This window comes from Streptomyces sp. NPDC107517 (assembly GCF_055582645.1).
In genome coordinates this window covers 17,286-29,931 of the sequence record NZ_JBVJPM010000007.1, presented here as the reverse complement: position 1 = coordinate 29,931, position 12,646 = coordinate 17,286, and the positions used below count along the sequence as shown (strand labels likewise).

General features: G+C 72.8%; 14 protein-coding genes. 5 read left to right on the top strand and 9 right to left on the bottom strand.

Features of this window, described 5'->3' with window-relative positions:
• The first annotated feature begins 24 nt into the window (after positions 1 to 24).
• Positions 25 to 927: an oxamate carbamoyltransferase subunit AllH family protein gene (locus tag ACZ67T_RS18055; protein ID WP_469985075.1), complete on the top strand. Its 903-nt coding sequence runs from the start codon at positions 25 to 27 to the stop codon at positions 925 to 927.
• Here ACZ67T_RS18055 and ACZ67T_RS18050 read toward each other — a convergent pair.
• The 6 genes from ACZ67T_RS18050 to ACZ67T_RS18025 form a co-directional block, all read right to left on the bottom strand.
• A complete protein-coding gene (locus ACZ67T_RS18050; protein ID WP_469985073.1) occupies positions 912 to 1,229 on the bottom strand; it encodes a hypothetical protein in 318 nt (105 codons plus the stop codon). The two genes, ACZ67T_RS18055 and ACZ67T_RS18050, sit on opposite strands and share 16 nt — an antisense overlap.
• Entirely contained in the window at positions 1,178 to 1,387 is a 210-nt protein-coding gene (locus ACZ67T_RS18045) for a hypothetical protein (RefSeq protein ID WP_469985071.1), read from the bottom strand. Before ACZ67T_RS18045 ends, ACZ67T_RS18050 begins: the two co-directional genes overlap by 52 nt.
• Positions 1,388 to 1,451: 64 nt before the next feature.
• Entirely contained in the window at positions 1,452 to 2,714 is a 1,263-nt protein-coding gene (locus tag ACZ67T_RS18040; protein WP_469985069.1) for an ROK family protein, read from the bottom strand.
• 69 nt (positions 2,715 to 2,783) lie between these two features.
• A complete protein-coding gene (locus ACZ67T_RS18035; RefSeq protein WP_469985067.1) occupies positions 2,784 to 3,509 on the bottom strand; it encodes an alpha-ketoglutarate-dependent dioxygenase AlkB family protein in 726 nt (241 codons plus the stop codon).
• A gap of 60 nt (positions 3,510 to 3,569) precedes the next feature.
• A complete protein-coding gene (locus ACZ67T_RS18030; protein ID WP_469985065.1) occupies positions 3,570 to 4,421 on the bottom strand; it encodes a class II fructose-bisphosphate aldolase in 852 nt (283 codons plus the stop codon).
• Positions 4,422 to 4,460: 39 nt separating this feature from the next.
• Entirely contained in the window at positions 4,461 to 5,345 is an 885-nt protein-coding gene (locus ACZ67T_RS18025; protein WP_469985063.1) for an SIS domain-containing protein, read from the bottom strand.
• A 179-nt stretch (positions 5,346 to 5,524) separates the two neighbouring features.
• Between ACZ67T_RS18025 and ACZ67T_RS18020 the strand changes: the two genes are divergently transcribed.
• The 3 genes from ACZ67T_RS18020 to ACZ67T_RS18010 all read left to right on the top strand — a co-directional run bounded on the left by ACZ67T_RS18020 (position 5,525) and on the right by ACZ67T_RS18010 (position 8,478).
• Positions 5,525 to 6,304 (top strand): DeoR/GlpR family DNA-binding transcription regulator, encoded by a 780-nt coding sequence (locus ACZ67T_RS18020; protein ID WP_100598526.1) that lies wholly within the window; start codon positions 5,525 to 5,527, stop codon positions 6,302 to 6,304.
• A 153-nt stretch (positions 6,305 to 6,457) separates the two neighbouring features.
• On the top strand, positions 6,458 to 7,675 hold the full coding sequence (locus ACZ67T_RS18015) for an MFS transporter (RefSeq protein ID WP_469985061.1): 1,218 nt from the start codon (positions 6,458 to 6,460) through the stop codon (positions 7,673 to 7,675).
• A gap of 65 nt (positions 7,676 to 7,740) precedes the next feature.
• A complete protein-coding gene (locus ACZ67T_RS18010; RefSeq protein WP_469985059.1) occupies positions 7,741 to 8,478 on the top strand; it encodes a maleylpyruvate isomerase family mycothiol-dependent enzyme in 738 nt (245 codons plus the stop codon).
• 25 nt (positions 8,479 to 8,503) lie between these two features.
• Here ACZ67T_RS18010 and ACZ67T_RS18005 read toward each other — a convergent pair whose 3' ends face one another.
• On the bottom strand, positions 8,504 to 8,908 hold the full coding sequence (locus ACZ67T_RS18005) for a MarR family winged helix-turn-helix transcriptional regulator (protein ID WP_454407348.1): 405 nt from the start codon (positions 8,906 to 8,908) through the stop codon (positions 8,504 to 8,506).
• A gap of 87 nt (positions 8,909 to 8,995) precedes the next feature.
• Between ACZ67T_RS18005 and ACZ67T_RS18000 the strand changes: the two genes are divergently transcribed.
• Entirely contained in the window at positions 8,996 to 10,522 is a 1,527-nt protein-coding gene (locus tag ACZ67T_RS18000) for an MFS transporter (protein WP_469985056.1), read from the top strand.
• A gap of 93 nt (positions 10,523 to 10,615) precedes the next feature.
• Here the strand turns inward: ACZ67T_RS18000 and ACZ67T_RS17995 are convergent, their stop codons facing one another.
• Complete coding sequence (locus ACZ67T_RS17995) at positions 10,616 to 11,281, bottom strand: response regulator transcription factor (RefSeq protein ID WP_469985054.1); 666 nt, start codon at positions 11,279 to 11,281, stop codon at positions 10,616 to 10,618.
• A complete protein-coding gene (locus ACZ67T_RS17990) occupies positions 11,278 to 12,570 on the bottom strand; it encodes a sensor histidine kinase (RefSeq protein WP_469985052.1) in 1,293 nt (430 codons plus the stop codon). Before ACZ67T_RS17990 ends, ACZ67T_RS17995 begins: the two co-directional genes overlap by 4 nt.
• Positions 12,571 to 12,646 lie beyond the last annotated feature (76 nt).

Here is a 12,646-nt window from a genome sequence, read left to right as displayed (position 1 = left end):
TTCTGGAATGCCCTACGTGCTGGGGTGCCACGCCCTGAGCACGTACACCTCGGCGCCGAGGCTCACGTACACGTCGACACCAGCGGTCACGTACGCCTCGGCACCATCAGTACGGCCGTCGCCCCGCTGCTGCGCGGCCCGTTCCGGCCGGTGCGCGTCGTCGCCGCCACCCGCCACGCGGTCCATCTCGCCACCGGTGACCGGGAGATGCCCGCGCTCGCCGTGGTGACCCGGGACGCGATCCGACTGCCGAACGCGCTCGTCCTGCCCTTCTCGTCGGCGGACCGGCCGCTGGAACTGAACACACCATGGGCCGGCCTCGGGGCAGGCCGCGTATTCATCGAGACCGTTCGCTTCGAGCCGGAGGCGTCCTGGACACCGCCCCGTGTCCAGGGCGCCTCCTCCGCACCGGACCCCGCGCGCCTCAGGCGGGTGACGGTCCTGCTCGACGCGTCGGCGCAACCCCTGCCACTCGCGCTGGCTCCCCGCCTGATCGACCTGCGCCACGCCCTGCGCGCCGATGACGCGGGCGAAGTCCGGCGGGCCGCCCGCGCACTGGTCGGCCTCGGCCCCGGACTCACCCCGTCCGGTGACGACATCCTGTGCGGCGCACTGCTGGCGAGCCGGGCGTGGGGTGGCCCTCTCGCGCCTCTCTCGGACGCGGTCGCGGACGCGTCCCGCCGCACCCCGCTGCTCTCGGCCGCGCTCCTGCGGCACGCGGAGCGCGGCGAATGCGTACCGCAGGCCCACGCGTTCCTGCGGGCGCTGGGCGCGGAGGCCCCTCCCCTGGAACTGGAACCCGCCGTACGCGAACTGCTCGCCGTCGGACACCACTCGGGGGGCGACCTGGCGCGCGGGGTGCTCGCGGTGGGCCTGAGCAGAGCGTGCGCGGCGACCGGTGACCGTGACGACTACGCGTTGAAGTAACGGTTGCCCTTTTCGATGAGGTGGGAGGCGTAGACGCGGCCGAGGGCCGGCTTGCCGCGGTAGAAGCCGACGTAGCGCTGTGCGCTGTCCACGACCACGGGGCGCGCGAAGCAGGCGAAGCGGTTGCGCTGCTGCTGTTCGGCCCAGGCCATGGCGGCCGGGTCGACGCGCTCGCTGACGAGGACGGGGAAGGCGGCGAGGCCGGTCTGCATGCCGACCGGGAGGCCGCCCTTGTTCTGCTTCGCGTACGTCAGAACCTGCGAGGTGAAAGCGTCGATGCTCTGCGGGGTGATCTCGGGCACGGCGGCAGGTTGGTGGCCATCCAGCGCATCCGGAAGTCGGCCCGCCGCCCCACGAGGACGGGCACACCGAACCAGTCCTCCCAGCGCGTCGCGCAGCCGTCCGCCTGGAGGCGGCTCTCCACCGAGGCCAGGTAGTTCCGGGCCGATTCACCAGTCATGGCGGTGATTGTGCACGGTCAAGCCCTTGCCGGACCAGTCGGCGTGGGTTCGGAGTCCCGCGCGTCAGGCCGGGCCCAGCGCCGAGAGCGGGTCGTCGAGGACCGGCTGCCACGCCAACTCGGCAGCTCCGACGAGGCTGTTGTGGTCGAGCGTGCATGCCAGGATGGGCACGCCGCCGCTGCGGCCCCACAGGCTGCGGTCCGCGACGACGGCCCGCAGGCGGTCCGGGTCCGCGTCGAGGAGCGCCCGGTGCAGGCCGCCCAGGATGATGCGGTCGGGGTTGAGGATGTTCACCAGGCCCGCGAGGCCGAGTCCGAGACGGTCGATCAGGGCCTCGGTGGCCATCCGCACCTTCGGGTCGTCGAGGCTGCCGGCGATCAGGTCGCGGGCCTGCTGGAGCAGGGAGCCGTCAGGGCCCGGTTCGCGGCCCGCCGCGTCGAGCAGGGCCAGCGGATCGGTCTCCACGTCGAGGCAGCCTCGGCTGCCGCAGTAGCAGGGCCGGCCCTCGGGGTTCACGGTGAGGTGCCCGACCTCCAGGGCGAGGCCCGAACTTCCGGTGTGCAGACGGCCGTCGAGAACGAGCGCGCCGCCGACGCCGCGGTGGCCGGTGGCGACGCACAGCAGGTCGCGCGCGCCACGGCCCGCGCCGTGCCGGTGCTCGGCGAGGGCGGCGAGGTTGACGTCGTTCCCGGCGAACGCCGGCCGCCCGATGCCCGCCTCCCGTACGCGCTCGGCGAAGATCTCGCGGACGGGCGAGCCCGCGGGCCAGGCGAGGTGCAGCGGGTTGAGGGCGGTGCCGTCGGGTTCGGCCACCGCGGACGGGACGGCGAGGCCCGCGCCGACGCAGTGGCGCCCGGTCTCGCGCAGCAGTTGGGCGCCGGCCTCCACGACCGAGCCGAGCACCCGCGCCGGATCCGGGTCGATGATCTCGCAGCCGGGCGTGGTCGCGACGATCCGGCCGCCGAGGCCCACCAGGGCGGCGCGGTAGCCGTCGGCGTGCACCTGTGCGGCGAGTGCGACGGGTCCGTCCTCGGCGACGGACAGCCGGTGCGAGGGGCGCCCTTGCGAGCCTGCGGCGGCGCTAGGCTTGGCGTCGATCCTGATCAGCCCGAGCGCTTCGAGCTCGGCGGCGACCGCGCCTGCCGTGGCCCGGGTCACGCCCAGTTCGGCGGTGAGGACGGCGCGGGTCGGCGCGCGGCCGGTGTGCACGAGTTCGAGCGCGGGCCCGAGCGCACCACGGCCCCGCTCGAGACGTGGCGCACGCGCGGATCCCTCCGCCTCGCCCGCCGTCTGCCCCTCGGCCCCGGAGGCCGCCTTGCCACGCATCAGCAACTCCTCGCCCTGATCACCGTGTCGCATCGTAGCCGGTGAACGCCGCAGCCCCTGCGGGTGAACTCACCCCTGTGCGGAGGGTGGGGAAGGCGCGGAGGGCGGTCCGGTGAGTCCGGTGACGCGCATCGTGAGGTTCAGGCGGCCCCGGGAGAGCCCGGTGGCGGGGTCGCCGGTGCCGGGATACACCTTCGGCACCCCGTGGAACGCGAGCCGTGACGGCCCTCCGAAGACCAGCAGGTCCCCGGAGACCAGCTCCACGTCCTCGTACGGTTTGCCGCGGTTCTCGGTGTTCCCCAGCCGGAAGACGCAGGTGTCGCCGATGCTGAGCGAGACGACGGGTTCCCGTGCGCGCTCGTCCTTGTCCTGGTGCATGCCCATGGTGGCGGCGCCGTCGTAGAAGTTGATCAGGGCCGTGTCGGGGTCGTAGCCGTCGCCGGCGGCGTCGTCCTCGTACGCGTCGACGAGCGCGCGTCTGCCCAACTCCCTCAGCCAGTCCGGAAAGGGGGCCACCTGCGCGCCGTTCACATCGGCTGCCGTACGTGTGTAGCGGTAGGGCTGCCAGTGCCATCCGACGCACACGGTCTGGACGGACATCACGCCGCCGCCCGGCAGTCGCGTGTGACGCATCGGCACGGGCCCGGCGGCCCAGCCGCGGCAGGCCTCGACGAGTGCGCGCTGGGCCCCGGCGTCGAGCCAGCCGGGCATGTGCACGGCGTCGGGCGTGATCTCCCGGCGCTCCCGGTGCACCGGGAAGAGCGGGGGCGCGTGCGGTTCGTGCCGGCCGGCCATGGACCCATTGTCCCCGGTACGAGGTGTCTTCCGCGTACCGGGGCGGATGCGGAGGACGGATCAGCGGCGCATCACCTCGACCAGCTCCGTCACCGTGCGGGCCATCGCCTCGCGGCCCACGCTCAGGTACTTGCGGGAGTCGACGGCGTCGGGATGTGCGGCAAGGAACTCCCGGATGGCCGCTGTCATCGCTATGTTCAGGGCCGTGCCGACGTTCACCTTGGCGATGCCGCCCCGGACGGCCTGCGAGAGTTCGTCGTCACCGACACCGGAGGAACCGTGCAGGACCAGCGGTACGTCGAGGCCCTCCGAGAGCTGCTTGAGGAGGTCGTGGTCGAGCGTCGCGGTGCGGGTGGTCATGGCGTGCGAGGAGCCGATCGCGACGGCGAGGGCGTCGACTCCCGAGTCCGTCACGTAGGCGCGGGCCTCACCGGGGTCCGTGCGGGCACCCGGCGCGTGCGCGTCGAGCGGCGCCGCACCGTCCTTGCCGCCGACCTCGCCCAGCTCCGCCTCGACCCACAGCCCGTTGGCATGGCCCCAGTCGGCGGCCGCGCGGGTGGCCGCGAGGTTCTCGTCGTAGGGGAGCCGCGCCGCGTCGTACATCACCGAGCTGAACCCGGCGTCCGCGGCCTGGCGGAGCAGCTCGTCGCTCTGGACATGGTCGAGGTGGAGCGCCACGGGGACCGAGGACGCCTCGGCGGTGGCGGCCGCGGCCCGCGCGAGGGGCAGCAGACGCCCGTAGCGGTACCGCACGGCGTTCTCGCTGACCTGGAGGATCACCGGCGCGTTCGCCGCCTCGGCGCCCGCCACGACGGCCTCGATGTGCTCCAGGGTGATGACGTTGAACGCGGCCACCGCGGTACGCGCCGCGGTGGCCTCGGCGACGAGCGCGCCGGTTGCTGCGAGGGGCACAACCCCTCCTTTCGGGAGGCTCGGAAGCTCGGTCGACGGTCAGCCGGCGGTGAGGATCACCGAGCGGGTGAGGTGGCGCGGCTGGTCGGGGTCGAGGCCGCGGGCGGCCGCGACGGCGACGGCGAGGCGCTGCGCGCGCACGAGTTCGGCGAGCGGGTCGAGGCTCCCCTCGACCCAGAGCGCGCCGGTGCCGGCGACCTGTTCGGCGAGCCCCTCGGGCGCCGTGCCGATCATCCAGGTGGCGGTGCCCGCGGTGGTGACGCTGATGGGGCCGTGGCGGTACTCCATCGCGGGGTACGCCTCGGTCCACGACAGGGACGCCTCGCGCATCTTCAGCGCTGCCTCGTTCGCGAGGCCGACGGTCCAGCCGCGTCCCAGGAAGGTGAACTGGCCGCACTCCACGAGGCCTTCGGGCAGCGGCGCCTCGAGCGCGGTGCGCGCGTCGGCGACGGCCTGCTCGGTGTGCAGGCCGAGGTGGGCGCGCAGGAGCGTGAGCGCCGTCGTCGCGAAGCGGGTCTGGACGACGGACTGCTCGTCGGCGAAGTCCAGGACGATCACGTCGTCGGCGGCGGAGACGATCGGTGTGTTCGGGTCGCCGATGACGGCGGTCGTCCGGATGCGGCCCTTGACCGCGGCGAGCAGCTCGACGACCTCGGTCGTCGTGCCGGACCGGGACAGCGCGATGAGGCGGTCGTAGGGGCGCCCGGCCGGGAACTCCGAGGCCGCGAACGCGTCGGTCTCGCCCTGCCCGGACTCCTCGCGCAGCGCGGCGAAGGCCTGCGCCATGAACCACGAGGTGCCGCAGCCCACGATCGCGACGCGCTCCCCCGGCGCAGGCAGCTTGGCGGCCTCGCCCGCGGCCAGGCCCGCCGCGCGCGTCCAGCACTCCGGCTGGCTGTTCAGCTCGTTCTCGACATGGCTCATGCCGTGCCCACTCCCTGATGTGTGGTGTCCGTGGACCGGTCGAGTACGCCGCATGCGCCGCGCTCGATCGGCCCCGTCGAGCGTATGCTCGTTCCTGCAAGAATTCGATACCTTTCGAGCATAACCAAGCATCAGGTAGTGCGCTAGGGTCACCGGAGAACGACGATTGGAGGCCGCGGATGTCCCGCGACGCCCGCTGGAAGTCCCTGCTGGAACTGCTCGTGGAGCGGGGGCGCCTGGATGTCGAGGAGGCGGCGGCCGATCTGGGGGTGTCCGCGGCCACGATCCGGCGCGACTTCGACCAGCTCGCCGAGCAGCAGATGCTCGTACGCACCCGGGGCGGCGCCGTCGTCCACGGCGTCTCCTACGAGCTGCCGCTGCGCTACAAGACGGCGCGCAATGCCTCCGAGAAGGAACGGATCGCCAAGGCGGTCGCCGAGCTGATCACGCCGGGCGAGGCGGTCGGCCTGACCGGCGGCACGACGACGACCGAGGTGGCGCGCGCACTCGCGGTCCGCCCCGATCTCGCCTCCGGCTCCCCGGCCCTCACGATCGTCACGAACGCGCTGAACATCGCCAACGAGCTTGCGGTGCGGCCCCAGTTCAAGATCGTGGTCACGGGCGGGGTCGCCCGGCCACAGTCGTACGAGCTCATCGGCCCGCTCGCGGACGGCGTGCTGAGCCAGATCACCATCGACACGGCCGTGCTCGGTGTCGTCGGTTTCGACGTCGCGCACGGCGCCGCGGCGCACGACGAGGCGGAAGCGGCCATCAACCGGCTGCTGTGCGAGCGGGCGGAGCGCGTGATCGTCGCGGCGGACTCCAGCAAGCTGGGCCAGCGCGCGTTCGCCCGGATCTGCTCGACGGAGCGGATCGGAACCCTGGTCACCGACAGTGCCGTGGACGCGGCGACGGTGGAGCGCTTCGAGGAGGCGGGGGTCAAGGTCCTCGCCGTGTGACGCTCCGAGAGCCACACCTGAGGTCTTCATGGCTGCGGCCCCGCCCGGACGGGTGGGGCCGCAGCCATTTCCCTGTGCCGGCCCGGCGGATGTCGTGGCCGTCACGCCTCGAACCGTCTTGTCCCCGGCGGGGCGGCGCCCTACCCTGACTTTGTGCCGACACTAAACAAACTCCGGACCGTCAACGACGACAGCCCGCGGACCTCGTCCCTCACCCGCCTCCGTATCGCGCTCACGATCTTCTTCGCGCTCGACGGCTTCATCTTCGCGGGATGGGTGGTGCGCATCCCCGCCGTGAAGGAGCAGACCGGCGCGTCGGCGAGCACGCTCGGACTCGCCCTCCTCGGCGTCTCGGTGGGGGCCGTGGTCACGATGATGCTCACAGGGCGCCTGTGCGGGCGCTTCGGCAGCCATCCGGTCACCGTGGTGAGTGCCGTGCTCCTGGCGCTGAGCGTGGCACTGCCCCCGCTCACCCACTCGGCGCTCACCCTCGGCCTGGTCCTGCTCGTGTTCGGTGCCGCCTACGGCGGGATCAACGTGGCGATGAACAGCGCCGCGGTCGACCTCGTCGCCGCCCTGCGCCGCCCCGTCATGCCGAGCTTCCACGCGGCGTTCAGCCTCGGCGGCATGCTCGGCGCGGGCCTCGGCGGCCTGGTCGCAGGCCACGTCTCACCCACCCGGCACCTCCTCGCCCTCACCGTCATCGGCCTGCTCGTCACGGCCGCCGCCGGCCCCGCGCTCCTGCGCCACGACGCTCCGACGGCCCCGGACGACAGCAGTCGCACACGGAGCGAGCCCGCGTCGGCGTCCGAGCGGCCGGCCGGACGCGTGCGCGGACTCGTCCTCGTCTTCGGCCTCATCGCCCTGTGCACCGCGTACGGCGAGGGCGCGCTCGCGGACTGGGGCGCGCTGCACCTGGAGGAGGACCTGCACGCCCATCCCGGCGTGGCCGCGGCAGGGTATTCCTGCTTCGCGCTCGCCATGACGATCGGCCGGATCAGCGGGACGACACTGCTCGAACGCCTGGGCAGGACCCGCACGCTGGTGTTCGGCGGCGCCACGGGCGCGGCCGGGATGCTGCTCGGCTCACTCGCCCCCACCGTGTGGCTGGCGCTCCTGGGCTTCGCCGTCACAGGTCTGGGTCTCGCCAACATCTTCCCCGTGGCGGTCGAACGGGCCGGCGCCCTGGCCGGACCCACGGGCGTCGCCGCCGCGTCCACGCTCGGCTACGGCGGCATGCTCCTCGGACCGCCGATGATCGGCTTCATGGCGGACTGGTTCTCGCTCCCCGCCGCGCTGACCAGCGTGGCCGTACTGGCGGGCGTCGCCGGCCTGATCGGCTTCGCGACCCGGCGCGCGGCCGTCTCCTGACCCGCACACCACGAGCTTCCCGCAAGGACGCATTCAAGCCAGGTCTCATCGGGCAGACTCCCGCCATGGAGACTGCGGAGCACATCGAGACGCTCGACGAGGAGGGCCGCCTCCTCGCCCGCGCCGCCGAGACGGCGGGCACCGACGCCAAGGTGCCGACCTGCCCGGGGTGGGACGTACGGGACCTGCTGCGGCACGTGGGCATGGTGCACCGCTGGGCCACGGCGTTCGTCGCCGAGGGGCGCACGTCGTACCACCCCGACGGCGGCCTGCCGGAACTGGACGGCGCGGAGCTCATCGCCTGGTTCCGCGAGGGCCACGGCCGGCTCGTCGGGACACTGGCCGGCGCCCGGCCCGACGTGGAGTGCTGGACGTTCCTGCCCGCGCCGTCGCCGCTCGCGTTCTGGGCGCGGCGGCAGGCGCACGAGACGACCGTCCACCGGGTGGACGCGGAATCCGCGCTGACCGGGACGCCCGGCGTCATCCCCGCACAGTTCGCGGTCGACGGCATCGAGGAGCTGCTGCTCGGTTTCCACGCGCGCGGCCGGAGCAAGGTGCGCTCGGACACCCCGCGCCTGCTGCGCGTACGGGCCACCGACGCCGGCCGGGCATGGACCGTACGGATCTCGCAGGAGCCGCCGGTCACCGAGCGGGACGGGGCGGGCGAGGCCGACTGCGAGCTGTCGGGCCCCGCGGCGCGGCTCTATCTGTCGCTGTGGAACCGGCTGCCGTTCCCGGGCCTCACCGGCGACACCTCGCTGGCCGCGCTGTGGCGGGAGCGGTCGGGGATCACCTGGAGCTGAGGACCCGCCGGGCCATCCGCCGAATTCAGCCCTTCGGGCCGTCCGCGAGCATCCGCCCCAGTACCGCGCGCTGCAACGGTCGCACCTCGGTGTGCAGGTCGCGGCCCTTCTGCGTCAGGCAGACGCGAACGCCGCGGCGGTCCTCGGAGCACATCCCGCGCGTCAGGAGGCCGTCCTTCTCCAGGCGGCCGATCAGGCGCGACAGGGCGCTCTGGCTGAGATGGACCTGCGCGGCGATCTCCTGCACGCGGAAGGAGGAACTGCCGTCCTCCGCCGTGCCGGCGGCCAGGACGTCGAGCACCTCGAAGTCGCTGGCGCCCAGGCCGTGCTGATGCAGCTCGCGATCGAGCTCGCACATGGTGCGCGCATGCACCGCAAGGATGTCCCGCCACTGATCCACGAGGCCGGGCTCGGCCTTTTTCGCCGCCATAACCGCACCGTAGCAGAAAAGACAGGCATTGTTGCATCGGAATTAAATGCACTTGCAGTCAATGCATATGCATGTAGTGTGCTCCGCATGACTTCTCCGCTCGCCGACACCCCTGCGTCCCAGGAGCGTTGGTCCCCCCGTCTGTGGGGCACACTGCTCGTCCTCTGCGCCGCGATGTTCCTCGACGCGCTCGACGTGTCCATGGTCGGAGTCGCCCTGCCGTCCATCGGCTCGGAGCTCGACCTGTCCACGTCGACCCTGCAATGGATCGTCAGCGGCTACATCCTCGGCTACGGCGGCCTGCTGCTGCTCGGCGGCCGCGCGGCCGACCTGCTCGGCCGGCGCCGGGTGTTCCTGATCGCCCTCGGCGTCTTCGCCCTCGCGTCCCTGCTCGGCGGACTCGTCGACTCCGGGCCGCTCCTGATCGCCAGCCGCTTCATCAAGGGCCTCAGCGCCGCGTTCACCGCGCCGGCCGGCCTGTCCATCATCACCACGACGTTCGCCGAGGGCCCGCTGCGCAACCGCGCGCTCTCCATCTACACCACCTGCGCCGCGACCGGCTTCTCCATGGGCCTCGTCCTGTCCGGCCTGCTCACCGAGGCCAGCTGGCGCCTGACCATGCTGCTGCCCGCGCCGATCGCCGTGATCGCGCTGCTCATCGGCATCAAGCTCATCCCGCACAGCGAACGCGAGAAGAACCACCGCGGCTACGACATCCCCGGCGCCATCACCGGCACCGCGTCGATGCTGCTCCTCGTGTTCACCGTCGTCCAGGCACCGGAGGCGGGCTGGGCCTCGGCCCGGACGCTGCTGTCCTTCCTGGCCGTCGCCGTCCTGCTCGCGGTCTTCGTCTCCATCGAGCGCCGCTCCCCGGGCCCGCTGATCCGCCTCGGGGTGCTGCGCTCCGGCTCACAGATCAGGGCGCAGCTGGGCGCGATGGCGTTCTTCGGCTCGTACGTCGGCTTCCAGTTCCTCGTCACCCTGTACATGCAGTCCCTGCTCGGCTGGTCCGCGCTGCACACCGCGCTCGCGTTCCTGCCGGCGGGCGCCCTCGTGGCGCTCTCCTCGACGAAGGTCGGCGCCATCGTCGACCGGTTCGGCACGCCGCGCCTGATCGCGCTGGGCTTCACCTTCATGGTGATCGGCTACGCGCTGTTCCTGCGCATCAACCTCGACCCGGTCTACGCGTCCGTCATCCTGCCGACGATGCTCCTGATCGGCGCGGCCTGCGCCCTGGTGTTCCCCTCGCTCAACATCCAGGCCACGAACGGCGTCCACGACGACGAGCAGGGCATGGTGTCGGGCCTGCTCAACACCTCCGTGCAGGTCGGCGGCGCCATCTTCCTCGCCGTCGTGACGGCCGTCGTCACCGCGAACTCCGGCGAGGGCTCGTCGCCGCAGGCCGTGCTCGACAGCTTCCGGCCCGGGCTCGTCGTCGTCACCGCGATCGCCCTGGTGGGCCTGCTGATCACCCTCACCGGCCTGCGGACCCGTCGTCCGCAGGACACGATCCTGATCGCGAAGTCGGTGCGGGAGGAGGGGCCGGTGCGGGTGTCGCTGAAGGAGGAGGCGGACGCCGCCGCGCACACGGATCGCGTCGCGGTCCGCGACTGACCCACAGGTCCTCTGCCCCCTCACACGCGGGTGCGCCCGGCCGGCAGTCCCCTGCCCGCCGGGCGCACCTGCGTGTCAGCGGCGCGTGTCGGCTCAGCCCAGCCAGCCGGGCCTCACGAGGCCCGACTCGTAGGCGAGCACGACCAGTTGGGCCCGGTCACGCGCGCCGAGCTTCACCATGGTGCGGCTCACGTGCGTCTTCGCGGTGAGCGGGCTGACGACGAGGCGGCGGGCGATCTCCTCGTTCGACAGGCCGATGCCGACCAGCGCCATCACCTCGCGCTCGCGCTCGGTGAGCTGCCCGAGCGACCCGGCGGCCGCCGGCTCCTTGGAGCGTGCCGCGAACTCGGCGATCAGACGGCGGGTCACCCCGGGCGAGAGCAGCGCGTCGCCGTCCACCACCGCCCTTACGGCACGCAGCAGTTCCTCGGGCTCGGTGTCCTTGACGAGGAACCCGGAGGCTCCGGCACGGATCGCCTCGAAGACGTACTCGTCCAGTTCGAAGGTGGTCAGCATGATCACCTTCACGGTTTCCAGCGCGGCGTCGTCGCTGATGCGGCGGGTCGCGGCGAGACCGTCGAGGACCGGCATCCTGATGTCCATCAGGACGACGTCGGGCCGCAGTTCGCGGACGAGGCGCACCGCCTCGTCGCCGTCGGAGGCCTCCCCCGCCACCTCGATGTCACTCTGCGCGTCGAGCAGCGCCCGGAATCCGGCGCGGACGAGCGACTGGTCGTCGGCGAGCAGTACGCGGATCAACGGTTCTCCTCCGTCGGCGTGAACGGCAGTTCTGCGAGCACCCGGAAGCCGCCGTCGGGCCGCGGTCCCGCCTCGATCGTGCCACCGAGCGCTGCGGCCCGCTCACGCATTCCCGCAAGGCCGTTCCCGCTGCCGCCGGCCGCCTCATGGCTCGCCGGCCCGTCGTCGTCCACGCGCAAGGACAGCCCGGCCCCCGTGTACCGCACCTCTACGCGCGCGTTGCGCGACTCCGAATGCCGTACGACGTTGGTGAGCGCCTCCTGCACGATGCGGAACGCGGCGAGATCGGCACCGGGCGGCAGCGCGGCGCGGGATCCCTCCGTGGCGATGCCGACGGTGAGGCCCGCGCTCGCGGCCTGCTCCACGAGTTCCGGGAGCCGGTCGAGGCCCGGGGCGGGGGCGCGCGGCGCGTCACCCGGGGTCCGGAGCGTGTCGAGGACCTGACGGACCTCGCCCAGCGCCTCCTTGCTCGCGGACTTGATGATGGTGAGGGCGGTGCGAGCCTGCTCGGGGTCGGAGTCGAGCAGCGCCAGACCCACGCCCGCCTGGACGTTGATGACCGAGATGGAGTGCGCGAGCACGTCGTGCAGCTCCCGCGCGATCCGCAGGCGCTCCTCGTCGGCGCGCCGCTCCGCGGCCTTCTCCCGCTCGGCACGCTCCTTCGCCCACTGCTCGCGACGCGTTTTGACCAGCTCGGAGAAGGCGACGATCGCCAGAACCCACGCGGCGATGAAACCCTCCTGGCCCCAGGACGCGGCCTCGTCCCCCGACGGCGGCAGATACGCGTACAGCCAGTGCGCCACGAGGACGTGCCCCACCCAGAACATGCCGACCGCCGCCCACGCGGCTCTGCGGTGCCCCGCCACGATCGCGGCATAACAGCCCACGGCGACAGTGATGAAGACCGGCCCGTACGCGTAGCCCGCGCCGAGGTAGAGCGTCGCGCAGGCCGCCGTGCCGAAGGCCACGAGGACCGGGTACCGCTGACGCCACAGCAGGGATACGCCGGCCGCGATCAGCAGCGCGCGGGCGAACACGTCGAGGTCGGCCCGATCGGTCTGGGCGTGCGCGGCGAAGTTCGAGCCGACGAGGACGAACACGGTGATCAGGACGGTGGACCGCCAGGGCCAGCGCGACCCCTGTCCCGAGGCTCCCCACGAGGGCGGCCCGTAGTGACCGCGCCGGGCGGCACCGGCCGCGGTCCAGGGCGGCCCGTAGCGCCTGAGGTGCGGCGGACCCGCCCAGGTCCGGGGCGGGCCGTCGGCCCCGCGTACGTGCTGCTCATCCATGACCGCAACGCTAGACGCCGCGCACCGTCGCGGGCGTCAGCCGGGCGTGGTGACCACGCCTACTCCGCGGGGAGTA

Bases quoted from the DNA above. Each gene is read 5' to 3' on its own strand.
- ACZ67T_RS18040 (WP_469985069.1), bottom strand. From the start codon at position 2,714: ATGCGTGGCAAGGCGGCCTCCGGGGCCGAGGGGCAGACGGCGGGCGAG.
- ACZ67T_RS17990 (WP_469985052.1), bottom strand. From the start codon at position 12,570: ATGGATGAGCAGCACGTACGCGGGGCCGACGGCCCGCCCCGGACCTGG.
- ACZ67T_RS18010 (WP_469985059.1), top strand. From the start codon at position 7,741: ATGGAGACTGCGGAGCACATCGAGACGCTCGACGAGGAGGGCCGCCTC.
- ACZ67T_RS18005 (WP_454407348.1), bottom strand. From the start codon at position 8,908: ATGGCGGCGAAAAAGGCCGAGCCCGGCCTCGTGGATCAGTGGCGGGAC.
- ACZ67T_RS18000 (WP_469985056.1), top strand. From the start codon at position 8,996: ATGACTTCTCCGCTCGCCGACACCCCTGCGTCCCAGGAGCGTTGGTCC.
- ACZ67T_RS18020 (WP_100598526.1), top strand. From the start codon at position 5,525: ATGTCCCGCGACGCCCGCTGGAAGTCCCTGCTGGAACTGCTCGTGGAG.
- ACZ67T_RS18025 (WP_469985063.1), bottom strand. From the start codon at position 5,345: ATGAGCCATGTCGAGAACGAGCTGAACAGCCAGCCGGAGTGCTGGACG.
- ACZ67T_RS18035 (WP_469985067.1), bottom strand. From the start codon at position 3,509: ATGGCCGGCCGGCACGAACCGCACGCGCCCCCGCTCTTCCCGGTGCAC.
- ACZ67T_RS18045 (WP_469985071.1), bottom strand. From the start codon at position 1,387: ATGACTGGTGAATCGGCCCGGAACTACCTGGCCTCGGTGGAGAGCCGC.